Origin of the sequence: Aggregatilinea sp. (genome assembly GCF_036822615.1) — a bacterium.
In the GTDB taxonomy this organism is placed as follows: domain Bacteria; phylum Chloroflexota; class Anaerolineae; order Aggregatilineales; family Aggregatilineaceae; genus Aggregatilinea.
Genome location: NZ_DAISHJ010000002.1, coordinates 13276 through 39832 on the forward strand (window position 1 = coordinate 13276; position 26557 = coordinate 39832).

Below are 26557 nucleotides of genomic sequence, written 5' to 3' on the forward strand. Positions count from 1 at the left end.
GCCTATCATTGTTCAAGGGGATAGCAATGGGAAAGACGATTCGGGTTCTCATGCTTTTAGCCTTGCTCATGGTATACGTCCTGCCTACCTCGGCGCAAGAAGCGCCCCACCGCCCAGCCATCACGCCGCAGAACGCATCCCAACTCTCACAACTGGCCGTGCTGGGGCGCGGCAAAATTACCCATCTGCTGTGGTCACCTAATGGAGATTGGCTGGTTGTCGTCAGCACCAGGGGGCTTTGGATCTATGACGCCGGGGATTTCGAGGCAGAACCGACTTTTGCAGCTGCCTACCGGGTAAACGCGACCGTTTTCAACGCAGACAGTACCGAGCTTGCCTTTGCGACCAAAGATGGGATTGTCCACCTATGGAACCTGGAGCAAAACCGGGAAACGAGCCGCGTCATCGGGTTTAACCCGTTGTTTGATCCGGCCAACACACTCCTGGTGTTTCGAAGCAGCGAAGGCCAGGTCGAGTGCCGGAACACAAATACCGGGCAAGCGCTGTTCCGCGTGGCGATGAACGAGCCGACCGACCTCATCACAGCATCCCCCGCAACCCAAACTGCCGTAGCAATAGCGGAAAAAGACAAACAATCGGCTCGAGAGACGTTCACGGTCTGGGATCTGGTAACCGGACAGATGATGTGGGCCTATGGGAATGCAGACATGTCCGTTGACGGCCTCGTCTTCAGCCCGGACGGCTCGCGGTTAGCCGTCAGTTACAGGGAAGGCTCCGCTTTCAAGAGCAGTTTATGGAACGGCAAAACCGGCTCGTTGATCGCACGCTACGATCAATGCGGCCACCGTGAGGGATGTTTGCCCGTATTCAGCCCCGACAGCGCCACGCTAAAACTAAGTTTTCAGGGCACAGTTAAGAACACAAATATCAGCCAGACAACGATTGAAATCGTCAGCGCTCAAACCGGCATCCTGCAGAGTGAACCTGTTGTATATGATTCGACCTATCCTTACAGTTACTCCGTAGACTTCCATCCCGTCTTGCTCAGCGATTCGGTGCTCGCAATACCGACAACGGATATTCTGGGGTACTTCACCATCAACCTGTGGGCGTTCTCAGCCCAGGAAGCCACCCTGAGCAAGACCCTGGGAGAGCGCGGCGCAGTGATTGCAGAGCTTGCCTATAATCCGGCCAGGCACCTGTTGGCATCGTGGACTTTCGATCAAATCGTCCACATATGGGACATCGACTCGAGCGAGGCAGAGGTCGCCAGCCTGTTCTACCACGAAGCGCCGTCAGAATCCGGCTCAAGGGCACTGACATTCAGCCCAGACGGGCAGCAACTCGGCATTGTAAGCAGCTGGAACAATGCATCCATATGGGACGTTTCGAGCGGAACCGAACTGCACCGCCAGTACTTTCCAGAGCTAAGGCTTTACGGTCTGGCCTTTACAACGCTGGGACCCCTCGCCTTTTCAGGGACATCATTTAATTACTTTGATATTTTCATAGTCTACGTGGACAGAGTCGACACAGCGTGGTTCCGGCCTATCTGTATGCATAACGGCAGCATTTTGAGTCCCAGTGAGGAACTGGTGGCTATCGGAGGAGAACACTGCGATGTAGGAATCTGGCGCTGGAAGGAAGATACGCAGGTCGCCAGCCTCGAGCTCAGTCATGAAGGCTGCGGGGCCGGAACCGGAGATGCGTGTTACTCCAGCCCGATCGCCTTCAACGCTTCCGAGAGCCGCCTCGCAACAAGCTGGACTCTCGCCAGTAAATTCTCCTACATTGCGCTGTGGGATACAGAATCAGGGCAAAATCTCGCTATAGTCGATGATGCTCAAACAGCGGCGTTCAGTCCCGATGGGGCACGGCTGGTGATTAGCGGAGTGTTGGGGCTCCTTGTTCTGGATGCAGAAACAGGCGAACAAATCACGTCAACAGAGGAACAATTCTTCAGGCTGGCATACAGCCCTGATGGTCGCCTCATCGCAGCAAGTGACCGAGGTGGACCTGTGCGCCTTCTGGATGCCGACAACCTAACGGAGGCAGGCACATTGAGCAGTTCCACTGCCGAACGCAGCCCGATAGTTTTCAGCCCCAATTCACAGCTGCTTGCCACGATATCAGCCGATACGTCCCAACTCCAATTATGGGACGTATCGACACAGAAAATGGTATTTGCGCTCGACGACCCAAACCTGCATGCCTTAAACATTGCTTTTAGTCCCGATGGCACCATATTGGCGGCGTCATTCGACGATCGAACGGTCCGCTTGTGGGGCGTGGATGCCGTGCAGTAGCGGATGATTCGCGCAAGCAAATTACAAAAATAAGCCTAACGCTTACAGATCTGTGATGTCCAGAACGCGCCAAGAGAGGGATACTTAACAGAGTGGAGCGGCACATGTAGCGAGAGGGATTTTTTGACGATGAATGGTGCAGCAGCAAAAAAACGGTGGTGGTTCGTGGCCCTGGGAGGAATCGTCATCCTGGCCGGGCTTCTCGTTTTCCTCGGCGGTCGTGACGCCGATTCAGGACTCGCAGCCGGTGCAACCGCCGAACCAACGCCGCTCACCCGCACCGCCACACCGACCGCAAACGTTCAGCGTGCAACCGCAACACCAGCGGACTCGTCGCCGGAATCGCGCACCTTCGCGTCCATCGAGGACCTCATGATATTCCTGGCGGACGACGATCCGTACCTGGGGCCGGAAGACGCCCCGGTCGTAATCGTGGAATTTTCCGACTACGCGTGCCCCTTCTGTGGCAAGTTCTACCTGGACACTCTGCCGCTCATCCTTGAGGCCTACCCCGACGACGTGAAGTACATTCACCGCGACTACCCCATCTTTGGGGACGTATCGTTCAAGTTGGCGGACTCGGTGGACTGTGCGCTGGAACAGGGTAAGTTCTGGGAGATGCACCGGGCCTATCTCGAAGTGTTCAGCGATTTCGATCCGGCGAGTATCGAGCACGACAAACCCCAGAATCCGGACGAACGCGACGAACGGTTCGACTACTATACGGACGAGCAAATCCTGGAGCTGGCCGAGTCGGCGGGGGTTGAGCCGGACGCTTTCTCCAGTTGCCTGAGCGAAGCGCGCTACCAGGACGAAGTGGCGTACGACTACCAGATCGGCAGGGAAATCGGGATTCAGGGCGTGCCGTTTTTCATCATCAACGGGCAGGTCGTGAACGGCGCGCAGTCGTTCGAGGTGTTCCAGCAGGTAATCGAGGACAGCCTCGCCGCCGCGTCGTGACCTCGTAGGATCGCACCGCGTAGTCTCCAGCATCAGCGGGCGGCTGCTCGATAACCGCCCGCGCCCGTCATCCCCGGCGCAAGAGAACCTTCAAGAACAAGCCTCCGGCGCAGCGAGCAGCCGCACAAATCTATCCCAGGAATCGAATTGGGCTGGCGAAAGCATTGACAGGGCCTCCTTATAGGAGTACCCTTATCTGCAATGCAGCATATTTTTATGTTTCACTTTGCGATTTACGTCACAAAAGCTGCAAAATAAGGCGTCACAGCGCCAATTAAAACATAATATCATACCGGACAAACTTTCCAGCAAACAGTGTGGATAAAAATAACTATGGCCGCACAGGACGATTCCCACCGCACCAAGCCAGGACGCGTGCTTGTTATCGATATGGACGACGAGTCGATGCAGGTCAGCCAGATCATCAAGGGGCTGGCCTCCGATCCGCGCATCGCGATCCTGCGCCATCTCGGCGGGCACAGTTCGAGCATCAACGAGATCGCGGAAGCGCTCGACATGCCGACCTCGACCGTGACGATGCACATCCGCGTGCTGGAAGACGCCGGGCTGGTGCGAACCGACCTGAAACCAGCCAGCCGGGGTCTGCAAAAGATCTGCGTGCGGCTTTACGACCGGGTACTGATCACCCTGCCCGTTGGCGAACTGCCCAACGACAACATCATCGACATCACCATGCCGATCGGGGCTTACGTGGACTGCGTGGCCGTGCCGACGTGCGGCCTGACCAGCGAACACGGCATCATCGGGGAGCTGGATGACCCGGCGACGTTCTACGATCCCGAGCGCATGAACGCGCAGCTTATCTGGTTCAAGCAGGGTTCCCTGGAATATCGCTTCCCCAACCGCCTGCCCCCCAAGGCGCACCTCAAAAGCCTGCAAATCAGCCTGGAACTGTGCTCCGAAGCACCGCTCCACAACGACGACTGGCCCTCGGACATCACCATGTGGATCAACGGCGTGGAGATCGGCACGTGGACCAGCCCCGGCGATTTCGGCGGGACGCGCGGCGCACTGACACCCGGCTGGTGGGAGGAATGGAATTCCCAGTACGGGCTGCTGAAGATGTGGAAAGCCACCAAAGACGGAACATTCGTCGACGGCAACAAGGTGTCCAACGTATCCCTGGCCGACCTCGCCGTTACGGAAGACAACTACATCTCCGTGCGGATCGGCATCAAAAACGATGCAGCTAACATCGGCGGGCTGAATATCTTCGGGCGCGCCTTTGGTAACTACCCCCAAGATATCGTCATGCGAATGATATTCGATCAGTTTTAGTCCCGGCATGACACGCTGACAAACACGATCGAAGGAGGTGTTTGGAGAAAACTTCGCGGCTTCAGATCAGAGTGTACGGAAACAAAACAGGTTTTTTCTCATAAGCTGGAGGCAAGCACATGAAAAACACTTTCCGGAACCTGCTCCTGGTTCTCATCATGGTGGTGACCATCGCCGTGCCGCTCTACGGGTCGCAACAGGCGAGCGCGCAGGATAAGGTGACTATCACCTTCTGGAATGGCTTCACCGGATCCGACCGCCCCGCCGTGGAAGAACTGGTCAAGCAGTTCAACGAAAGCCAGGATGCAATCGAAGTCGAAATGACCATCTCGCCGTGGGACAGCCTGATGCAGAATTTGATCGGGGCGATGCCTGCCGGTGAGGGGCCAGATGTAGCCGGAATCCATTTCCAGTACATCCCGCAGTATGCTGCCAGCGGTCTGCTGATGGATCTCACTGATACTTTCGCGGAGTATAGTGAGCTAGATCCGTCCAACTGGCCCCCTGCACTGGTGGACCTTATGCAGTACGACGGCAAATTCTACGCGGCCCCGGTCAACTACGCAACCTTGATGATGTACTACAACAAGGACCTGCTCGAAGCGGCAGGACTCGATCCTGAGACGCCTCCGGCGGACTGGGACATGTGGATTGAAGCGATCAAAGCGACCACGACCGGCAACCAGTACGGCCTCGCCCTCGGTGAGCGTGAAACCATCGCCATGTGGCCGATCCTGATCTGGGGCAACGGCGGCGACATCATCGAAGATGGCGCGTCGGCCCTGGCGAAGCCCGAAACGATCGAAGCGCTGCAACTGTGGGGCGATCTGGTGGCGAACGACGGCATCAGCCCCTTCGGTCTGACCGGCGCGGAAGCGGACCAGTTGTTCCAGAGCGGACGCGCGGCGATGGAAATCAACGGCCCGTGGATGGTCAACGGTAATATCGACGCGGGGCTGAACTTCGACGTCGCGCCGGTTCCTGAGGGTCCGGCAGGCCGCGTCACCCTGGCCGATACGGTAGTGTTCGTGGTCAGCGAGTCTTCGGAGCACAAGGACGCCGCGCTGGAATTCATCAACTTCTGGAACTCCAAGGAAGCGCAGTTGTACTTCTCCACGCAGACCGGGTTCCCGCCCGTGCGTCTGGACATGGTCGACGATCCTGACCTCACGGAAGCCAGCCCCTGGGCGGCCAAGTTCGCGGCGTCTGCCCCCTACTCCCGCTTCTACCTGGGTGGGCAGGAAAAGTTTGTCGAGATCGACAACGACATCTTCATCCCCATGATCCAGAGCATCACCCAGGGCATCAGCAGCCCCGAAGAAGCCGCGCAACAGGCTGACGAGCAGCTTTCTGCCCTTCTGAGCGACTAGCATTCGCACGGGACATCGTTTCTGCAAACAGGGGCTGGTTTTCGGGCCAGCCCTTGTTTCGAAGCACCTACCGACAGCCGCTCAAAACGACTTTTTGTGGAGACAGACGTGACACAACATCCGCTCACCGTGGAAAACCGGACCGTACCGGACCGGCTGCGGCTGGCCGCCAACGGGATCGTACATGCGGTCAAACGACGCGAAACACGTTATGGCTACCTGTTCATGCTGCCCAGCATGATCACGCTCAGCGTGTTCGTCTTCTGGCCGATCGTGCAGTCGTTCATCCTGAGCCTGCAAAAGTGGCAGCTCAATGGGAAAGAAACGGTCTGGGTCGGGTTCGACAATTACCGGCGGCTGTTCGAGGACGTGCGGGTACAGGGCGCGTTCACCAACACGCTGCAATATACGGCGGTCGTCGTCCCGGCCAGCCTGATCATCGCGCTGCTGCTGGCGCTGGCCCTGAACGAACGCGTGCCGGGCCGCACGATCTTCCGCGCCGCCTTCTTTCTGCCGGTGATCGCCTCGTTCGCCATCATCGCCATTGTGTGGCGCTTCCTGCTGAATCCCGATATCGGCCTGCTGGCGTACTGGTCCTCTCAGGCGGGCATCCCCACACGCGCATGGCTGCGCGACGTTCGTTACGCCATGCCTGCGGTGATGATTATCAGCATATGGAAAAACCTCGGCTTCAACATGGTGATCCTGCTGGCCGGATTGCAGGGCATCCCCGACGTGTATTACGAGGCCGCGAAGGTCGATGGCGCGAGCCGCTGGGCACGCTTCCGCCACGTCACGATGCCGATGCTGCGCCCCACCTGGACTTTCGTGCTCATCATCTCGATCATTTCCTCGTTCCAGGTCTTCGATCAGGTGTGGGTGCTGACGCCGCGCGGCGGCCCGCTGCACAGCACGGAAACGATCGTGACCTACATTTATTACCAGGGCATCGAGCTGCTCGACATCAGCTACGCGGCCAGCATCGGCGTGATCCTGTTCGCCATCGTGCTCGTGCTGACGCTGGTGCAGTTACGGCTGTTTCGGTTCCGCGAAGTGGATTTGTAAAGGATAACCGACAATGGAATCGACAGGCGTGCGGCACCTTTCTTTGCCGTTCAAGCTCAGCGCGCTCCAGGTGATCCTGATCCTGGTCCTCACCGTGGCGGCGATCGTGGTGGTTTTCCCTTTCGTGTGGATGGTCTTTACGTCGTTCAAGTATGAAAGCGATGTGTTCTCCTGGCCGCCGCGCCTGGTACCGACGCAGTGGACCACCGACGCCTATCGCAACATTTGGAGTCAGATCCCGTTCGAGTTGTTTTTCCGCAACAGCCTCATCTTTGCAGGCGGCGTCACGCTGATTTCGCTGTTTCTGGATTCGCTCGCGGCCTATTCCTTCAGCCGCTTCGACTATCCGGGCCGCGACGCGTTTTTCATCCTGGTGCTGATCGCGCTCATGCTGCCCTTCCAGGTCACGTTCATTCCGCTGTACATCACAGTGCAAAAACTGGGGCTGCTCAATACCTTTGGCGGCCTGATCATCCCACGCGCGACCAACGCCTTCGGCATTTTTATGCTGCGCCAGTTCTTCAGCGGTATCCCGCGCGAGCTGGATGATGCGGCCCGCATCGATGGAGCCAGCGAGTTTTACATCTACGCGCGCATCATCATGCCGCTGTCCGGCCCGGCGCTGGCGACCCTGGGCATCTTCCATTTCATGTACAACTGGAACGACTTCCTGTGGCCGATGCTCATCACTAAGACGACCGAGATGCGCACCCTTCCGGCAGGTCTCGCACTGTTCATGGGCGAGCACGTCATCGACAACGCCCTGCTGATGGCAGGCGCAACGCTGGCGCTGCTGCCGCTGTTCATCGCTTTCCTGTTCGCGCAGAAGTATTTCGTCCAGAGCATCGTGATGACCGGGCTCAAGGAATAAGACGGTGATCGCCACCCCTATGCCCAGCGCCGGGAACCCACATAAGGAGCCTGACTTGGAGTCGTACACCAATCCCGTCTACCATAAATACATGGCCGACCCCTTTGTGCTGCACCACGAAGGCTCCTATTACGCGTATGGCACCTCGCCCCATGCGCCCGCAGGCTGGAGCTTTCCCATCCTGGTTTCGACCGATCTGGTTCACTGGCGGCGGGAAGGCTACGCGCTCAGGCTGCCGGAAGGCGCGAGCGAAGGATGGGCCCCCGAAGTCGCGTTCCGCGACGGCGTGTTTTACCTCTACTACTCGGCCAACGGGTCCAACGGGCAGAATCACCAGCTTCGCGTGGCGACCAGTTCCACCCCTACCGGTCCATTCGAGGACAGCGGGCGCAGCCTGATCCCCGACGACGCATTTACCATTGACGCGCACCCGTTCAAAGACCGGGACGGCCAGTGGTACCTGTTCTATGCGCGCGACTTCTTAACTCGTGACGGCGATCTGCAGGCCGGAACGGGCATCGTCGTGGATCGGCTGCTCGATATGTTTACGGTGGCCGAGGAACCGCGTGTCGTCGTGCGGCCTTATACCGAATGGCAGCTATTCCAGATGCAGCGGCCCATTTATGGCGGCATCTACGACTGGTACACGGTGGAAGGTCCCGCGCTGCGCGTGCACGATGGCCGGTATTACTGCTTCTACAGCGGCGGCGCGTGGGAACAGGCCAATTACGGCGTGTCGTATGTCGTGGCGGATCACCCGCTCGGCCCGTACCGCCGCCCAAATCACCTGGAGGGGCCGCTGCTGAAGTCCGTGCCCGATCGGGTGATCGGGCCAGGGCACAATTCGTTCACAGATTCGCCGGACGGATCGCAGGACTACATCGTCTACCACGGCTGGGACCCGGCCATGTCGGCCCGGCTCATGCGCATCGACCGGCTGGAATGGCAGGGAGCGATCCCGGTCATTCCGGGGCCCACGTCCACGCCACAACCTGTACCTGCACCCTCGCGGATCGACCATGGGAAAACTGAGCCATGACCGAAACACCGCTGCATCTGTGGGCGTTCGTCGAAAACTCGGATTTTCAGCGCGAAACAAACGGAGCGCTCTACCGCCAGGATGAAATCGCGCTGACACAGCACGACACGCGTTTGGCCGACGATTACCGGCTGCTCACCAGCATCGGGTGCGCGGGCGTGCGCGACGCCGCGCGCTGGTACGTCACCCATCCCGGACCCGGCCAGTTCGACTGGTCCTGGCTCGACCGGGTGATCGCCGCCGCCGAGGAGGCCGGAATCACGCTGTACCTGGATCTCTGGCACTACGGTTATCCCGACTGGCTGGACTTGATGAGCGCCGACGCTCCGGCCCATTTCGCGGAGTTCGCGCGCCAGATCGCGCTGCGCTACCCCGGCCTGGACTACTACTGCATCTGCAACGAGCCAACGCTGCTGGTCGAATGCAGCGGCCAGACCGGGCGCTGGCGGCCCTTCTTAAAACAGGACGATCCCACCGCGTTCCGCCAGCAGATCTGCCGCATGATCATCGCCGCTTCGCGCGCCGTGCTCGACGTCCGCCCGGACGCACGGCTCGTGCTGCCGGAACCCTGGCACGCCACCGACCGCCGCAGCGAAGACAATCAGGCGGCGGTGCTGGATACGGTGATGGGCCTGCGCGATGCGCACCTGGGCGGCAGTTCGGAGTACGTGCAGGTCGTCGGCCTGAACCACTACCGCGACTCGACCCTGCCGCCCTTCCACCGCCTGATCCTGAACGCGCAGGCGCGCTGGCCGGGCAAAGAGCTGTGGGTGACGGAGACGTCCGGCCCGCCGATCGGCTGGCAGCAGGCGGAATGGTTCTGGTGGATGCTGGCCGAAACGCGGCTGGCGAACCTCTCGGGCGCGAACGTCCCGGTGTTCACCTGGGCACCAGTCTTCTCGATGCTGGATTGGGACGACGAGACGCTGCGGCTGGATAACGGGGTGTGGCGGCTCACGGCAGACGGCAGCCGTCTTCCGAACGACTATATGCTGGACGCCATCCGGCTGGCGCAGGACTACGGTTATCTGACGGGCGGCTGAGCGCAATTGGGCCACAGCGTTTTACACGGCACGCAGGCTCAGGGCGTGTTTTGCACCGCGACCCTAACCGCTTCCCTCTGCGTGCGTGAGGGAAGCGGAAAAACGGTCGGAGTACGCCCTACCCATTCGGATCGCGGGATGATGAACGCGTGAGAAACCCGTTCTCCCGCTCAAAACGCGTATAACTGTCTTTAGGACGAACGCTTCGCGCCACACGATCCCCGCACGATCAGCTCGATCGGCATCACCATCGAGGCGGGCATCGGCATGGAAAAATCGCGCCGGGAGATCAGGAACTGCACGGCATAAATTCCCATGTCGTACTTCGGGATATTGACCGTAGTCAGCGCCGGGCGGACCATGCTCGCCAACTCGATATTGTCGATCGAGGCCACTGCAACGTCGTCGGGAACGCGCAGCCCATTGTCTTGCAGCGCGGCCATCGCGGCGATGGCCGCTTCGTCGTTGGCGGCAAAAATGGCCGTCGGCAGATCTGGCAGACGCAGCAGGTCCACCGTCAGCTCGTAGGCGGAGATCGATGCACGAGCCGGATCGAAGGCATGCACCAGCGACGTATCGTACGGCAGGCCGTGCTCAAGCAGCGTCTGCCGGTACCCGGTGAGGCGGGCATCCTCGATCGCCAGAAATGCGATACGCCGGTGCCCCAGGCCGATCAGGTGCTCGACCGCCAGACGCGCCGCAGCAGCCCGGTCGAACAGGACGGCGGGCAGGTCATGGACCGATTCTTCCAGGCACACGATGTTATCGATGCGCTCGACGATCTGGTTCAGAATTTCCAGGTCTTCGGGATCTTTGCCGATCAGGCTGGGCAGAATCAGCACCAGCGACGAGATCTCGTCTTTGTGGATGTTCTTGTTGAAGATCACCGGGTCTTTCAGCGCATCGAAGAAGCTGAAGAAGCGCACGTGCTGGCCGAACTGGTGCGCACCATCGAACAACCCCGCCAACACCGAGTTGTAGTATGAGCGCTGGAGGATGTGGTAGCTGCGGCCTCCGGCGATGATACCCAGCGCGTTCTGCGCGATCCCACTGCCCCAGCGCAGCCGTTGGGCGTGTTTGTTGGGCCGGTAGCCCAACTCACGGATAGCAGCCAGCACCCGCTGGCGGGTCTCTTCGGACACCTGCCGGGGGCCGTTGTTCAACACATAGGACACAACGGAACGGGACACCCCCGCGCGGACCGCCACGTCTTCCTGCGTCACTCCGTCGTTGTAAGCATCTTCACCCATAGTTTTCAATCCAAACTCAGTCGTTTACCGGCGTGACCAGCTCAACCGTCGTTTCGACAGGCGGCAGTTGTTGGGAGGTCGCCGTAACGGTCACCACGCCGGGCGTCTGTCCGGCTTTGAGGTACACCGCCCCCTGCCCGCCAACCAGCACCAAGGGATTTTCGCCGATAAGCCGGGCGTCACCGTGCAGCGTGAAGTGAACGGCAAAAAACGCGTACGGAAGGACGTTATTATATCGGTCCGTTACCCGCACAACCAGCCGGGTCATATCCGCGCCGTCGGCGTCCAGCTCGGTGACGTCGGGAGCCAGAGTCACGGCACAAGGCACGTGATCGGCGGCGATAGTACGCTGCGCCACGACCCGCCCCCCGATATAGCCGATCACACGCAAATCTTCAAACCCCTGCCCCCACGGGTTATAGTCCGCGCCCCACCGGAACACAAACGGCGGGTGGGCCAGGGCCGGATAGGTTTCGGCATCAGGCCGGATGCGCCCCAGGCACGCCTCGCCCGTATATGTCTCGATTTCCTCGCAATTGCTGAAGATCACGAGCGGATTGTTGCCGCCGCGCGCCCGGTCGCCCATCGTCCAGTTCGTCGCGGGTTCCATCACGAGGGTCTGCTCGGGCGAAAGCTGGCTTTTGTAGAAATAAGCGGCCCACTTCGGCAGGCGGAACGAATCCATGACGCCGTGATAGCAGATGCCGTCCCCCGAGCCGAACTCGTGATGCGTGTGGTAATCAAACGCACACCAGCTCAGCGCCCCGGCCACATCGTCGCGGCGCTGCTGAAGATCCTGCACTTTCGCGTGCAGCAGGGCGTGATCCAACCGCCGTTCTTCGGCGTCCCACGTTTTCGTGGGAAACGCATGGCCGCCGTACTCGGTGATCAGATAAGGCTGATGCGGCGGCTCCACAACCCCGTTTGAAAAATCGTTGTAGGTGAAGACATCTTCAAGAAAATGGCTGCTCAAAAAGTCGCGGATGCCGCCTGTCTGCCGGGTGGGATCGAGCTGGTGTGCCAGCGCGTTGGTGCGCGTATACAGCGCATCGTGATCGCGCGATTCGTTGATGCGCACGCCCCACAGCACAATCGACGGGCGATTCCGGTCGCGCTCGATCATGGACTGCAAATCACGCAAGACAAGGGCCTGCCAATCCGGGCCACCGACGTGCTGCCAGCCTGGGATCTCCTCCAGCACCAGCAGGCCGATCTCGTCGCAGCGATCCATGAAGTACGGCGACTGCGGATAGTGGGCGGTGCGGACGATATTCGCGCCAAGCTCGTACTTGATGATGTCCGCGTCCTGGCGCTGCAACCGTGCGGGCGCAGCCGCGCCAATATACGGGTATGTCTGGTGGCGGTTATGCCCCACCAGCTTGAGATGCTCGCCGTTCAAGAAGAATCCCTGCCCAGCGCGAAAAACCGCCTCACGAAACCCGACGCGAACCGTCACCACGTCAAGCGGGGTGTCGCCATCAAGCAGCGCCAGCGTCAGGGCGTACAGTGTGGGGCGATCCGGGGACCAGAGCTGCACATCTAGCGGCGAGGGAAATTCGAGCGCCAGGGCACGATCCGCAGCAGGAGCCACGGCCCGCGCAATTTCTGTCCCATCCGCACCGGCCAGCACACCCGAAAGCACCAGCCCGGCCCGCGTATCGCTCAGCCGAACGTCGCAGCGAAGTTCCGGCGCGCTGAGGACGTTCGCCGTACGCGCGAACACATTCTCAATGTGACAGGCATCGACCATGCGCAGGTGGACATCACGGTAAATGCCGCCAAACGTCAGATAATCGACCCGGCCCCCGAACGGCGGGATCGCCGGGTTTTCGGTCGCGTCGAGATATACGGTAACGATGTTCTCGCCCGGCATGAGGATGCCGGTGATGTCGAACGAAAAAGGCGTGTATCCCCCCTGGTGTTCCCCGACGCATTCCTCGTTGACGTAAACACGGCTGGACGCCATCGCGCCATCAAAGTCCAAAAATACGCGCTGACCGTCGAGCGGCGCGGGCAGCCGGAAGCGCTTGCGATAGGTGGACACAAACTGGTAGTCAGCGGGATCAACGAAGCTGCGATTGAACTCGCGGTTGCTGTGGGGCAGTGTTACCGGCTCGAAGCGGTCATCAGAGGCGTCAAACGGCAGCTTTTCAGGGGCAAATAACCAATCATCGTTGAACCGCTGTACGGCGCGCATTCAGATATCCTGTCTCGTGTAATGAGCTTGACTATTTTTGCTTACGTAGTTTATACTGATTGACAGGTGTAGTCAACACGCGTTGATCGTGTTGATGAGGGGACCAAGCGGGACTATACGCTCTAGATTTTCCCTCAGATCTTGTTCAAGGAGTTTTTGATCGGCCTCGCCAGCTTGTTTGGATTTCAAAGCCAGGAGATAAAAATGCGGAAAAAATTAGCTTTAATCAGTGTCCTCGTCATCGCTCTCTTCGCAGGCAGTTTAAACGTTCAGGCCCAGGACAGCAGCGTTTCCGGCAAGATCACCGTGTGGGCGTGGGCCAACGCCACCGACGCACTGTATGCTTCGGGCATCATGGATGACTTCGCGGCGGCCTATCCCGACATCGAGATCGAGCTGGTGAATTACGGCACCGGGGATGTCTACACGAACCTGGCCCTGGCCCTCACGGCGGGCGAAGGCGCGTGCGACCTGTGCCTAGTGGAAAGCTCGCACGTGAGCGAGTTCGTCCAACTCGGCGGCCTGGCCGATCTGACCGACCGCATTGGTGACGATGTGGACAACATTCTGCCCTTCCGCTGGCAGGACGTGATGTATGACGGCGGCTACTACGCGGTACCGTGGGACGCAGGCCCCGTCGTGCTGTACTATCGCCGTGACATCTTCGAGCAGGCCGGGCTGCCCAGCGATCCCGAAGGCGTGGCCGAACTGATCCCAACCTGGGACGCCTACCTGGACGCATGCACGACTATCAAGGAAACGACCGGCCACATGTGCTTCCCGCACAGCAAGGCCAATAACAACGCCCGTATGTACGAAAAGGTCCTGTGGTCGCTGGGCCTGGGCTACTACGACGCCGAAAGCGGCGACGTCACGGTGGACAGCCCCAAGAACATCGCCGCGCTGGAAATGCTCGGCAAGTTCTGGGATGCCGACGTGGTGTCCGACACGGCGGAATGGACCGATCCGTGGTACGCCGACTTCAGCTCGCCGGACGCCGCGATCGCCTCCTATGTGGGCGCGTCGTGGATGGACGGCAACATGCGCCGCTGGATGGTCCCGGATCAGATCGGGCTGTGGGGCGTCGCACCGATGCCCGCCTTTGAAGACGGCGCACAGGCTGCGAATGACGGCGGCTCGGTCTTCGTCATCCCCGAACAGAGCACAAATAAGGACGCTGCTTGGGCACTGGCCTCGTGGATTACGCTCAACAAGGACATCACCAACAGCATCTTCGAGGAAAGCGGACTGTTCCCGTCGTATCTGCCCGCGCTCGACAGCCCCATCTTTGACGAGCCGGACGACTACTTCGCGGGTCAGGCCGTGCGCCGTATCTACGCCGACGCGCTGCAAAACATCCCCACGGCGACCGTCTATGGACCGCACTACGCGATCATGAACGAGACGGTTTCCGTCGCCATCCAGCGCTATGCCACCGGCGAACTGTCGGCAGAAGAAGCGCTGCAAGAAGCCGCTGAAGAAATCCGCTTCAACATCGAATAGAATAATCCGAATGCAAGGGAAGGCGTTCCGTAAGCGGGTAAACACGGGGGAACGCCTTCCCCGCTGTCACTCAAGCAGTCACGCAAGTTATCATATTTACAGTAAGTCCAGGCGTCCGCGCTCAAAATATCGCTTATAGACTTCTTCAAGGACTACACGCATGCAGCAAGAGGCAGCCGTCCACACAGGCATCCAGTCTACCCGGGAACCAGGAGCGCTGGCCCGCTGGTGGAAAGAAATCCGGCATAACCGGTGGGCCTATGTCTTCATTTCCCCGTTTTACATCCTGTTCGCCATCTTCGGCCTGTTTCCCGTCGGTTATTCGCTCTATCTCAGCCTGCACGACTGGAACGGCGTCCGCCCGATGGAATATGTCGGACTGGAAAACTACCGCTACGTCTTCAGCGAGCGCGGCGATCTGTTCTGGACCTCCGTCCAAAACAGCGCGATTATCTTTTTGCTCTACGTGCCGCTGATGACGTTTCTGGCACTGGTTCTGGCTGTCCTGCTGAATTCCGGCTACATCAAGGGATTCCGGTTCTTCCGCACCACCATGTTCATGCCCTACGTGACATCGATGATCGCCGCCGGGTTCGTGTTCCAGATCATGCTCGGTAGCCACGAGGGGATGGTCAACACGGTGCTGAGCGACCTCGGCCTGCCTACCGTAGGGTGGCTCGACACGATCTGGGGCACGCGCGTTTCGCTGGCGATCCTGGTGACCTGGGCATGGCTCGGCTACAACATGATCATCATGCTGGCGGGCCTGCAAACCATTTCGCAGGATCTGACGGAAGCGGCGCGCGTGGATGGCGCAAACAACGTGCAGGCGTTTTTCCACATCACAATCCCCCTGCTTCGCCCGGTGATTTTGTTTTCGCTGGTGCTTTCAACGTCGGGAACGTTCAACCTGTTCAACGAGGTTGTTTCGATCGCCGCGCCGGACGGCTTCAAAGGGGGTACGCGCTACTCCATCCTGACCCCCATGATCCTGATTTACAACACGGGCTTCCGGCACTTCGAGTTCGGGCGAGCCTCCGCCGAAGCGTATGTGTACTTCGTGCTGATCGCGGCGCTGACCTTCTTCCAGTTCCGCTACCTGGGCAACCGCGATAAATAGAACCCGGTTTGGAAACTTTTGTATGACGAGCGCTAGAGGATTGTTTTGATGGCAACCACCCTACCCCGAATCGGACTGCGCGTGCTGGTCCATCTGCTGCTGATCGTGCTTGCATTGTTCATGCTGCTGCCCTTCATCTGGATGCTGAGCACGTCATTCAAGCCTATCGCGGAGGTGTTTCACACGCCGCCGATCCTGATCTCCTCCCATGCCACGATGGACGGCTATCACAACATCTTCAATCGCGGCGCAGACACGGCGTTCACCAATACGGCGATCCTGGCGACCTCCACGACACTGACCAGCCTGTTCTTCTGCACGCTGGGCGGCTATGGGTTTGCGAAATTCCGCTTTCCGGGGCGAGGGATGTTGTTCGCCTTCCTGCTGGCTACGATGCTCATCCCGCCTGCCGTCACGATTATCCCCAAGTACCGGATCATCGTGGAACTGGGCTGGATCGACTCGTTCCTGGCGATCATCATCCCCAACGCGGCTTCGGCATTCGGGATCTTCTTCATGCGCCAGTACATCAGCAGTTTTCCCGAAGAACTGCTCGACGCGGCGCGCATCGATGGGTGCACGGAGTTCGGGGTGTTCCGGCGCATCGTGGTGCCAACCATCGCGCCGGGCATGATCAGCCTGGGGCTGATTTTCTTCATGTCCAACTGGAACAACTACCTGGAGCCGCTCATCTATTTGAAGTCGCCCGGCAAGTTCACACTGACGCAGCTTATGATGTCCTTCCAAAGCCCCAATGGCGAGAGTCCCTTCCGCGACATCATGGCCGTGGGCGTCATCAGCGTCATCCCGCTCATCATCCTGTTCTTCGTGTTCCAACGGCGGTTCGTTGAGGGGATCACGCAGGGCGCGGTGAAAGCCTAAACGTCCCCCCTCCAAAAAAACGTCTGCCGCAAGATGCCGTCCCGGGGTGGCGGCATCCTGCGGGCTGTGCCATCAGGGCTTTCGTTTTACCAACCGCGCGATCTGCGGCGCGACGTCACCGGGGCAAGCGCTCGCGCAGGTCGCGGCGCAAATACTCCGCCGTGTAGGACTGATCCGCTTGAAGCAGCTGCCGGGGCGTGCCTTCAAACACGACCTGCCCCCCGCGCGTGCCGCCTTCCGGGCCGAGGTCGATGACCCAATCCGCGTTTTTCACGATGTCCAGGTTGTGCTCGATCACGATCACCGAGTTGCCCTCCTCGACCAGCCGGTTAAAGATCGCTAGCATCTGAGTCAAATCCGCCATGTGCAGCCCGATAGTCGGCTCGTCCAGGACGTATACGCTGCCCGTTTTATGCAGCTCGTTCGCCAGCTTCAGGCGCTGGCACTCCCCACCGGACAGGCTGCTCAAGGGCTGCCCGAGCCGGAGATAGCCCAGGCCGACATCTTCAAGCGCAGCAAGCGTGCGGCGCATCGGGGAAGCCTCGAAGAAAGCCAGCGCTTCGCTCACGGTCATATCGAGCACGTCACCGATCGTGCTTCCGTGGATGGTGTAGGCCAGCACATCGTCTTTGTAGCGCCTGCCGCCACAGGCCTCACAGGTTGTCTTCACCGGGTCCATGAACGGCAGCTCGATGTAGAGGACGCCCAGGCCTTCACACACCGGGCAGGCTCCCGCCGAGTTGAAGCTGAACAGGGACTTGCTGACCCTATTCGTCCGGGCGAACAGGTCGCGGATGTCGTCCATGATGCCGGTATACGTCGCCGGGATCGACCGGGTGGACGTCCTGATGGGCAGTTGATCGACCACCACCGCTTCGGGGTGACTCTCCAGGAAGACTTCGAGCAACGTACTTTTCCCTGCGCCCGCCACGCCTGTGATGGCGGTCAGCACGCCGACCGGAATCGCCACCGTCACGTCGTGCAGGTTGTGGCGCGATACGTGATCGAGGCGCATCCAGCGAACTGGCTGGCGGACCTGGGTTTTGACCGGCATCCGGTGGCTGATGTGCCTCCCTGTCAGCGTATCCGCGTCGTACAACCCGGCAACCGTGCCCTGGTAGACGATTTCCCCGCCGTGCACGCCTGCGCCCGGCCCCATATCGACAATGTGATCGGCAATCTCGATCGTGTCGGGATCATGTTCTACGACCAGCACCGTGTTGCCCTGATCGCGCAGCTTGCGCAGGAGATCGTTCAGGCCCTGAACGTCACGCGGGTGCAGCCCGATCGTCGGCTCGTCAAAGATGTAGGCCAGATCGGTAAGGCTGCTGCCGAGGATGCGCACCATTTTGATACGCTGGGCTTCTCCGCCCGAAAGCGTCATCGTTTCCCGGTCAAGGGTCAGATAGCCAAGCCCCATTGCGATGAGGCTGCGCAGCCCTTCAACGATCGAGGACACGATCGGCGCGGCAGTGGGATGTTGAATCTGGGCCACCACCTCTGCCAGTTCAGAAGCTTCCATCGCGGCAAGCTGCGCGATGTTGTACCCGTTGATCGTACTGTTCAGCGCCGCCTGATTGATCCGCGCGCCGTGGCACAACGGGCAAACAGTCTGGGACGTCATGCGCCCAATCGCCTCGCGGGTGTCGTCGCTCAAGGTGCTGATGTCCCGCTTGATGTAGCGGCGCGTAAAGGTATCGACCAGCCCCTCGTAGCGGCGCTTGATGGTTCCGACGTTGGTCATAAGCTCGACTTCCATCTCCCCGTGCAGCAGGCGATCCAGGTCGGCGTCTGAGTACTCGTTCAGCTTCCGATCGCCATCGAAGACGCCCGACTGCACGTAGCGCTGCCATTCGAAGTGGAGCATGGAAAAGCGAATCGCGCCTTCGTTGAGCGATCTGGATGTCTCGAGCAGCTTCGCCAGATCGAGGCCGTGGATCTTCCCCAGCCCGTCACACTCGGGGCACATGCCTTCCGGCTCGTTGAACGAAAACGCGTTGGAAAAGCCCACGTATGGCTCGCCAATGCGTGAGTACAACAGCCGAAGCACCGAGTAAATATCGGTGATGGTCCCCACCGTTGACCGCGAATTACCCCTGATCTGCTTCTGGTTGATGACGACGGCGGCGGATAAGTGCTCGATGGCGTCCGCGTCCGGCTGGCCCGCGAGCGGAAGATAGTTCGTCATGGTCGCGTTGAGCTGGCGCTGCGACTCGGCGGCGATGGTGTCGAAAACAAGAGAGGACTTCCCCGCGCCCGAAACACCGGTAAAAACCGTGATCTGGTGTTTGGGGATTTCCAGCGAGACGGCTTTTAGATTGTTTTCACGAGCGCCAGTGATTTTGATCGCGTTGTGCGTCAACCTTGTCTCCCTCCGAACAAATAGACGACATTACCAGTTTATAGCCCTGGTGTTTAAATGGAGACTTTACCGGGAGGCTCGCTATAATTCTTACGGTCAGGGTGGAGGTGAGTGGATGGCGCGATACTTAAAAACGTCGGACATTGCGAAGGCCGTGGGCGTGCACGTCAACACCGTGCGCCTCTATGAAGCACAGGGCTTCCTGCCGCCGATCCTGCGCAGCCCGGCAGGCTACCGCCGGTTTACGCGGGCGCACCTGGAACAGATGCGGCTGGCCTATCTCGCGCTGAAGTACCCGTACGCAGGCGGCAAACAGGTGGTGGTGGATCTGGTCACTTATGCCGCGGAAGGCGATCTCGGCATGGCGATGGAGCTTGCCTACGAGTACCTCACCAACGTTCGCATGGAGCGCACCCACGCCGAAGCCGCCGTGGAATTTCTGGAACGCTGGGCGCAGGGCCAGTCGCTCGACATGACCAAACATACCCTGACGATCGGGCAGGTGGCAAAGCACCTCGGCGTCACCATCGATCAACTACGGAACTGGGACCGGAACGGGCTGCTGGACGTGCCGCGCGATCCCGAAACCAATTACCGCCTATACAGCGCGACCGAGATTGGCCGCCTGCGCGTGATCCGGATGCTGCGCCAATCGGGGTACAGCTTAATGGCGATTCTGCGGATGATGCGCCGGTTCGACGCCGGGGAACGAGAGCGGCTGCGCGAGGTGCTGGATACGCCAGGGGACAACGAAGACATTGAAACCGTTGCAGACCGGTGGCTTACGACGCTCGCCCAACAAGAGGAGCGCGCGCAGGCGATTATCCAACAGATCTCGGCAATGATCGATCTTGGGCAGCCGTGACGCTCGCCCAGGCCAACGGCCAGAAATCCGCGCCAGGGAGTTAAAAACCCTCCACAGGAGCGCCAGCCTGACACAATTGCGCGCGGCGCTCATAACCGCTCCCCGCCATTAGTCGCGCTGCACGAAAAAACGCGGGGCAAAGCTTTCGCCCTGCCCCGGTCTGATGCGGCTAGATCAAGCTGGCAAAACGCAGCGTGATTACTGGTACAGAAGGCAGCCGTATCCCGAATAGACCGTGCCCGTGATTGCATCGATCATGAACCCGGACACCGGCTGCCCATCGTCTTCACTCACGATCGTCGCGTGAAAATGATGGCCGAAATCGACTACGTCACCCAGCGCCAGCGTAGAATCGCCCTGCTCGACCACGTAAGCTTCGGCAATGGCAGACGCTTCATCGAGCGTAAGGGATGTTCCGGCGGGCGCGAGATCCGACGGGGGTGTCCAGCTATCCATCATACCCTGGTAGCCATAACTTCCATCCGGCTGGTTGTACCAGCCGCCCATCATGCCCTGATAGCCGTAATTCCCGTTCGGCTGATTGTACCAGCCGCCCATCATGCCGCCCTGGTGATGGCCGCCCATCATCATGCCCCGTCCACCCATCATCGACGGGTAGCCATACGTGCCATCCGCACACGCGGCATCATCGTTGTTGTAGTATCCACCCATCATGCCCCAACTGCGCATCGGGTGACCACAAGGCAGATCATCATTCGGTCCCTGTGCATAGACCTTCCACGTCCCAACGCCGACAAACGCCGCAGCGGCGAGCACAACAATTACGAGCACGATCCCCAATTTACGAGTGTTCATTGCGTTTCCCCTCTATTAGATACGGCATAATACCAACCGTGAAGCGGGGCCAGTGAGACAGCGGACCCTGAGCGCGGGGTGAGCCCCGTGCTGCGCCGTCGCCCTCACTTCACATCTACAGAATAGAGGAGGGGCTTGAAAGCACGATGTCGCTTATGTAAAGTTTTGATGAAGTTACTTAAGGGGGAGCGTGAAAATGAACATGCTGCCCTGGTCCGGGCCGTCGCTTTCCGCCCAGATGCGCCCACCGTGTGCATCAACGATATGCTTCGCAATCGTCAGGCCGATGCCGCTGCCGCCGCTCGCCCTGGAACGCGACTTATCGACGCGGTAAAACCGCTGGAAGACCTTCGCCAAATCGCCGGGAGCCAGCCCAACACCGCTGTCTTGCACGGAAACCCGGAGCGCGGCCCCGTGACTCGCGGCCCGGACGGCAACCTGCCCCCCGGCGGGCGTGTATTGCAGCGCGTTGCCGATCAGGTTCGTCAGCACCTGCTCGATGCGATCCGCATCGACCGCCATGGTTGGAAGCGCAGGTGAAACTTCGACCGCCAGCGTGATGCCCTTGTCGGCAAATTGGGGCTGCAGCCGGTCCACAACTGCCGCGATCAACTTGCCCGGATCGGCAGGATGCAGGTCCAGAGTCGATGAAACCACCTCCGAGCGCGACAACTCCTGGAGATCGTAGACCAGCCGCTGCAACCGATCGGCCTCCTGGTGCACCAACCGGAATGTTTCCGCCGTGGGCGCGATGACGCCGTCTTCCAGCCCTTCCATGTAGCCTTTGATGCTTGCCAACGGCGTTTTAAGCTCGTGGCTCACGTCCCCGATCAACTGGCGGCGCATGGTTTCGTTCTCGGCCAGCGTCTCGGCCATGCGGTTGAAATTCTCAACCAGATCGCCCAGCTCGTCACGCGAAGAAACGGGCAGCCGCTGGTCGTAATGCCCTTCGGCGATATGCTGGCTGGCTCCGGCCACGCGCCGCAGGGGGCGGAGGATATAGAGGCTCCCTATACCGCTAACGATCCCCGCCGCAAGAATCGCAGCGCCCGCGGCTTTCCACAGTGCGCTGTTCACGGCGCTGCGAAAACTCGCATCAAGCTCGTCGTTCGTGATCGACGTGCTGCCCACCAGAATCCCGCCAGCCATCATGCCACCCGGCCCGGCGTGGCCCATTTCTCCGGCGTCTTCCCCGGCGTGGGCGCGCGCGCCCATCATCATATGCTCGACGGACTGGGAAAAGCTGCTCGGCGCGACATACGCAACCGACAACGACAGGACCAGCAGCCCAATCGCCACCACAACCACATAGGAGATGAAAAATTTCCATACCAGACTCATTGCGCGCTCCAAATCTCACGCCGGTATATCGGCAAATTTATAGCCCACGCCGCGCACCGTTACCACGAACTGCGGATTCGCCGGGTCGCTTTCCAGCTTCTGCCGGATGTGCCCGATATGCACGTCCACGACACGATCCTCGCCGTAAAAGTCGTAACCCCAAACCTGTTCGAGCAGTTGTTCGCGGCTGAAGACCATGCCCGCATAATCGGCCAACGTCTTGAGCAGCTTGAACTCAAGCGCCGTCAGCTCGATCAGCTCGCCGTCGCGCCAGACTTCGTGGCGCTGCTGGTCGATGCGGATGTGGGCGAACTGGAGCATACGCTCCCCGTTCGTCGCCGCGCTGCGCCCGCGCCGGAGGATCACTTTGACACGCGCAACCAGCTCGCGCGGGCTGAACGGCTTGGTCACGTAATCGTCCGCGCCGACCGTCAAGCCAACCACACGATCGGCTTCCTCGGAGCGCGACGTCAACAAAAGCACGTACGCCTCCGACTCACGGCGAATCTGCTGAAGCACATCGAGTCCATCCATGCCGGGCAGCATGATATCCAGCACCACGAGATCGGGGTGATAGCGCCGAAAGGCCGCCAGCCCCTGCACCCCATCGGGAGCCAGATAGACGGTATACCCCTCCCTGGTGAGATACGCTTCGAGCAGATTCCGGATATTTTCCTCATCATCAACAATCAAGATCGCTGCCATCTATCTATTCCACCCAGACAAATCGCGGATTTCGAAACAGGAACATAGCACTAACCTGCGCGGGAAGCGAGTCCAATCGCGGGGAGAAATCCGCCAACTCAAGAATATTGGTGCCGGGAACATTACCCGGTCCCCCTATATTTTGGGGGTAGACAGCGGACATACTTGAGTTGACGAGCATAGTAGTTTATAATCGAACTACTAAAGACGAATGTCACGATCTGTTTGCGAGATTGCACGTGGCCTGAACTTGTACGCGGCTGGACTTCGACGCTGCGACAGCCCAAAGCCATCTCGACAGAACAGAGTCGGGAGTCCGGCGCGCTGCCGTTCAGCGAGGGTTTGTAAGGAGTGACCCATGATTCGGTTAGAGGATGTATCCAAGCGGTACCGGATGGGTGACGTGGAAGTGGTGGCACTGGACCACATTAATCTGGACATCGGCAAAGGTGAGTTCGTCGTCGTCCTGGGGCCGTCCGGCAGCGGGAAAACCACCCTGCTCAACATCATCGGCGCGCTGGACGTGCCGACTGACGGACACGTCGGCATCAACGGAAACGGTCTATCACTCTCGAAGCAGGCTAACCGGTTCAAGTTCCGGCGCGAAACGGTGAGCTTCATCTTCCAGACCTTCAACCTGTTCCCCAGCCTCACCGCCCTGGAAAATGTGCAGCTTGTGCTGGACATGGCCGCCACTCCGCACGCTCAGGATCGGGCGCTTCAGGTGCTGACCGACGTGGGACTGGGCGACCGGGTCAATCACTTCCCGCACGAGTTATCCGGCGGCGAGCAGCAGCGCGTCGCCATTGCGCGGGCGCTGGCAACCGGCAATCCCGTGCTGCTGGCCGACGAGCCAACCGGCGAGCTGGACTTCAAGACCGGCATCCAGATTCTTGGGCTGCTCCAACAGCAGGCCGACGCAGGAAAAACGGTGCTCGTGGTGACGCACAACCGTGAGATCTCGCGCGTCGCGGACCGGGTGATCGAGCTGAGCAGCGGGCGCATCATCAGCGATGGCGCGCCGCGCACCGGCAAAGCGGACCTGTCGGAACTACAGTGGTAAACGGGAGGCGACCATGAAAAACTCGCAGTTATGGCTCCGCTGGTCCTGGCGGGATCTCCGCGAACGCTGGCTGCAAGTCATTGCCATTGCGCTGATCATCGCCCTGGGCACGGGTGTTTTCGCCGGGCTGGGCGGGCAGAAACGGTGGCGCATCGATTCGTTGGACATCAGCTACGCGCGCCTGAACATGCACGACATCCATGTCAGTCTCGCGGACGGCAGCTTCATCTTGCGCGACGAGATGCAGGCCGCGTTGGCGGACGTAGAAGGCATCTCGGCGGCGGAAACGCGGCTCATCGCCCCCACCCTGGTCAATGCGTCGCAAGACGGCAAAACGGTGATGGTTTCCGGGCGCATCGTGGGCGTGGATGTAAGTAACGACGGCCCGCAGGTCGATCAGATCTTCGTGACCGAGGGCAACGGACGCGCACTCCAACCTAACGACGCTGGACAGCAAGTCGCAGTCGTCGAGGAGAATTTCGCCAACTACTACGATCTGCAACCGGGCAATTCGCTGCGTGTGAGCGGCGACATCCCGCTTGACTATATCGGCACGGGCCTGTCGCCGGAATACTTCCTGGTGGTCGATGAAAACGGCCTGTTCATGGCCGAGGCGAGTCTGGCGATCCTCTTCATGCCGCTGGACACCGCCCAGGAACTCACCGGACGTGACGGCCTCGTCAACGACGTCGCGCTACGTCTGGATGACGGCGCGGACCGCGAGACAGTGCGCGCCGCGCTGGAAGACTCCTTCGCGGTTCACTTCCCCAACGTGGGCGTAACGTTCGACTATCCAGAGGATAACCTGGGGCGCAAGCAGCTCTACCTGGATGCCGAAGGAGACCAGGAAATCTGGGACCTCATCGCAATCCTGTTCCTGATCGGCGCGGCACTGGGCGCGTTTAACCTTGCCGGGCGGATCGTGGCGGCGCAGCGGCGGCAGATCGGGATCGGTATGGCGCTCGGCATGCCGCGCCGCTGGCTGGCGTTCCGACCCCTGCTGGTCGGCCTGCAAATCGCCGTGCTCGGCACATTGTTCGGGCTGGCGATCGGGCCGCTGCTGATGGTCGTGTTCATCAACGTGCTCAAGTCCGCGGCCCCACTGCCCTACTACGACTTCTCGTTTTACATGCCCGCCTACGTGAAAGCGACCCTGTTCGGCGTGACGCTACCGCTGCTGGCCACACTGCTGCCGGTCTGGCGGGCGGTGCGCGTCCAGCCCATCGACGCAATCCGCACGGGCAATCTTATCTCGAAGGGCGGCGGTTTGAATGCCCTCATGAACATCCTGCCGCTGCCGGGCAAGAGCTTCACGCATATGCCCTTCCGCAATCTGCTGCGGTCGCCGTGGCGCAGCCTGCTGACGGTGCTGGGCATCTCGATGGCGGTCATTCTCATGACGGCGTTCGCGGGATTCCTGGATTCCTTCATCGCTACCATCGATCTCATGGAAGACGCGCTGCTGTACGAGCACAGCGACCGGATGATCGTCAATCTCGACTTCTTTTACACGCCGACCAGTGACGTGGTGACGTCGATCACGTCGCTTTCGAACGACGAGGGCCAACCGCTCGTCTCGCAGGCCGAGACGGGTCTCATGTTGAGCGGCACACTCAAGGGTGACGGCAAGGAAATCTCGACCTCGCTGGAACTGCACGATATGCAGCATGCGCTCTGGGTCCCGAAGCTGCTTGAGGGCAGAATCGCCACGGGTGAGCCGGGTATCATTCTGTCCGAAAAGGCCGCCGAGGATCTGGGCGTCGGCGTGGGCGACATGGTCACGCTGGAGCACCCGCTCCGCGAGGGGCTGCTGGCCTTCCGACTTGTGGAAACCGAGGTGCCCGTGACGGGCATCCACGACAACCCGGTGCGCGCACTGAGCTACATGGACCTGAGCAACGCCGGGATGATGGGCCTGGACGGGGTGACCAACCTGCTCGTGCTCGTGCCCGCAGAAGGCGTGGAGAGCAACGACATCAAGGCTGTGCTGTTGAGCGAGCCGGGCATGGCATCCGTACTGCAAATCGGAGAGATCACCGACGCCATCGATGAGGTGCTGCAGCTCTTCGTGCAGTTCCTGGCGATTGTAGAAGTGGTCGTGTTGATCATGGCCTTCCTGATCGCGTTCAACTCAACCAGCATCAACGTGGACGAACGCGTGCGGGAGATCGCCACCATGTTCGCCTTCGGCCTGCCGCTGCGCACCGTCACACGCATGCAAATGGTCGAAAACCTGATCATCGGCACGCTGGGCACGCTGGTGGGCGTGATCCTCGGCTGGATCGTGCTCAACATGATGTTGGTCGCGCGGGTCGAGGACCAGTTGAGCGACTTCAAGTTCGTCGTCACCCTCTCCCCGGTGACCGTGCTTGTATCGGCAGGGCTGGGCATCCTTGTGGTGGTGCTGACCCCCCTGCTGAGCATCCGCCGCATGAGCCGGATGGATATTCCGTCGGCGCTGCGGGTGATGGAGTAATCTACGGTCCGAGCAAGAAGCCCGATCCGCACGGATCGGGCTTTACCCTTCCCTCTGCATACG

Annotated in this window: 20 protein-coding genes; 14 read left to right on the forward strand and 6 right to left on the reverse strand. The window is 60.1% G+C overall.

Features of this window, described 5'->3' with window-relative positions; genetic code table 11:
- Nucleotides 1-26: 26 nt before the first annotated feature.
- The 8 genes from V7116_RS01150 to V7116_RS01185 all read left to right on the forward strand — a co-directional run bounded on the left by V7116_RS01150 (nt 27) and on the right by V7116_RS01185 (nt 9914).
- Nucleotides 27-2267, forward strand: coding sequence for a WD40 repeat domain-containing protein (locus V7116_RS01150; protein ID WP_324389547.1), 2241 nt, complete (start codon nt 27-29; stop codon nt 2265-2267).
- 129 nt (nt 2268-2396) lie between these two features.
- Nucleotides 2397-3227 carry a DsbA family protein gene (locus V7116_RS01155; protein WP_324389549.1) on the forward strand — a complete coding sequence of 277 codons (831 nt, stop codon included), beginning with the start codon at nt 2397-2399 and terminating at the stop codon, nt 3225-3227.
- A gap of 333 nt (nt 3228-3560) precedes the next feature.
- Nucleotides 3561-4526, forward strand: a complete 966-nt coding sequence (locus V7116_RS01160) for an ArsR/SmtB family transcription factor (RefSeq protein WP_324389551.1) — start codon at nt 3561-3563, stop codon at nt 4524-4526.
- A 119-nt stretch (nt 4527-4645) separates the two neighbouring features.
- A complete protein-coding gene (locus tag V7116_RS01165) occupies nt 4646-5896 on the forward strand; it encodes an ABC transporter substrate-binding protein (protein ID WP_324389553.1) in 1251 nt (416 codons plus the stop codon).
- Nucleotides 5897-6004: 108 nt separating this feature from the next.
- A complete protein-coding gene (locus tag V7116_RS01170; RefSeq protein ID WP_324389555.1) occupies nt 6005-6961 on the forward strand; it encodes a carbohydrate ABC transporter permease in 957 nt (318 codons plus the stop codon).
- A gap of 13 nt (nt 6962-6974) precedes the next feature.
- Nucleotides 6975-7832, forward strand: coding sequence for a carbohydrate ABC transporter permease (locus tag V7116_RS01175; RefSeq protein ID WP_324389557.1), 858 nt, complete (start codon nt 6975-6977; stop codon nt 7830-7832).
- A 55-nt stretch (nt 7833-7887) separates the two neighbouring features.
- The gene (locus tag V7116_RS01180) at nt 7888-8871 is read left to right on the forward strand and encodes a glycoside hydrolase family 43 protein (protein ID WP_324389559.1); all 984 of its coding nucleotides are present in this window, start codon (nt 7888-7890) and stop codon (nt 8869-8871) included.
- Nucleotides 8868-9914, forward strand: coding sequence for a beta-galactosidase (locus V7116_RS01185; RefSeq protein WP_324389561.1), 1047 nt, complete (start codon nt 8868-8870; stop codon nt 9912-9914). Before V7116_RS01180 ends, V7116_RS01185 begins: the two co-directional genes overlap by 4 nt.
- 191 nt (nt 9915-10105) lie before the next feature.
- On the opposite strand, the gene V7116_RS01190 is transcribed toward V7116_RS01185, so the two are convergent.
- A complete protein-coding gene (locus V7116_RS01190; RefSeq protein WP_324389563.1) occupies nt 10106-11164 on the reverse strand; it encodes a LacI family DNA-binding transcriptional regulator in 1059 nt (352 codons plus the stop codon).
- Between the two features lie 16 nt (nt 11165-11180).
- On the reverse strand, nt 11181-13361 hold the full coding sequence (locus V7116_RS01195) for a glycoside hydrolase family 2 TIM barrel-domain containing protein (protein ID WP_324389565.1): 2181 nt from the start codon (nt 13359-13361) through the stop codon (nt 11181-11183).
- A gap of 204 nt (nt 13362-13565) precedes the next feature.
- Between V7116_RS01195 and V7116_RS01200 the strand changes: the two genes are divergently transcribed.
- From V7116_RS01200 to V7116_RS01210, 3 genes are all read left to right on the forward strand, one after another.
- Entirely contained in the window at nt 13566-14864 is a 1299-nt protein-coding gene (locus tag V7116_RS01200; RefSeq protein WP_324389567.1) for an ABC transporter substrate-binding protein, read from the forward strand.
- A 160-nt stretch (nt 14865-15024) separates the two neighbouring features.
- On the forward strand, nt 15025-15984 hold the full coding sequence (locus tag V7116_RS01205; protein WP_324389569.1) for a carbohydrate ABC transporter permease: 960 nt from the start codon (nt 15025-15027) through the stop codon (nt 15982-15984).
- Nucleotides 15985-16032: 48 nt separating this feature from the next.
- The gene (locus V7116_RS01210) at nt 16033-16866 is read left to right on the forward strand and encodes a carbohydrate ABC transporter permease (RefSeq protein WP_324389571.1); all 834 of its coding nucleotides are present in this window, start codon (nt 16033-16035) and stop codon (nt 16864-16866) included.
- Between the two features lie 115 nt (nt 16867-16981).
- Here the strand turns inward: V7116_RS01210 and V7116_RS01215 are convergent, their stop codons facing one another.
- Nucleotides 16982-19228 (reverse strand): excinuclease ABC subunit UvrA, encoded by a 2247-nt coding sequence (locus tag V7116_RS01215; protein WP_324389573.1) that lies wholly within the window; start codon nt 19226-19228, stop codon nt 16982-16984.
- Between the two features lie 115 nt (nt 19229-19343).
- On the opposite strand from V7116_RS01215, the gene V7116_RS25695 reads away from it, so the two are divergent.
- Entirely contained in the window at nt 19344-20093 is a 750-nt protein-coding gene (locus tag V7116_RS25695) for a MerR family transcriptional regulator (protein ID WP_442891725.1), read from the forward strand.
- 198 nt (nt 20094-20291) lie between these two features.
- On the opposite strand, the gene V7116_RS01230 is transcribed toward V7116_RS25695, so the two are convergent.
- From V7116_RS01230 to V7116_RS01240, 3 genes are all read right to left on the reverse strand, one after another.
- Nucleotides 20292-20909 (reverse strand): hypothetical protein, encoded by a 618-nt coding sequence (locus V7116_RS01230; RefSeq protein ID WP_324389575.1) that lies wholly within the window; start codon nt 20907-20909, stop codon nt 20292-20294.
- Nucleotides 20910-21083: 174 nt separating this feature from the next.
- The gene (locus V7116_RS01235; RefSeq protein ID WP_324389577.1) at nt 21084-22250 is read right to left on the reverse strand and encodes a sensor histidine kinase; all 1167 of its coding nucleotides are present in this window, start codon (nt 22248-22250) and stop codon (nt 21084-21086) included.
- 15 nt (nt 22251-22265) lie between these two features.
- Complete coding sequence (locus V7116_RS01240) at nt 22266-22955, reverse strand: response regulator transcription factor (protein WP_324389579.1); 690 nt, start codon at nt 22953-22955, stop codon at nt 22266-22268.
- Nucleotides 22956-23313: 358 nt separating this feature from the next.
- Between V7116_RS01240 and V7116_RS01245 the strand changes: the two genes are divergently transcribed.
- Both V7116_RS01245 and V7116_RS01250 read left to right on the forward strand, forming a co-directional pair.
- Nucleotides 23314-24018: an ABC transporter ATP-binding protein gene (locus V7116_RS01245; protein ID WP_324389581.1), complete on the forward strand. Its 705-nt coding sequence runs from the start codon at nt 23314-23316 to the stop codon at nt 24016-24018.
- A 13-nt stretch (nt 24019-24031) separates the two neighbouring features.
- Nucleotides 24032-26494 (forward strand): ABC transporter permease, encoded by a 2463-nt coding sequence (locus V7116_RS01250; RefSeq protein ID WP_324389583.1) that lies wholly within the window; start codon nt 24032-24034, stop codon nt 26492-26494.
- Nucleotides 26495-26557 lie beyond the last annotated feature (63 nt).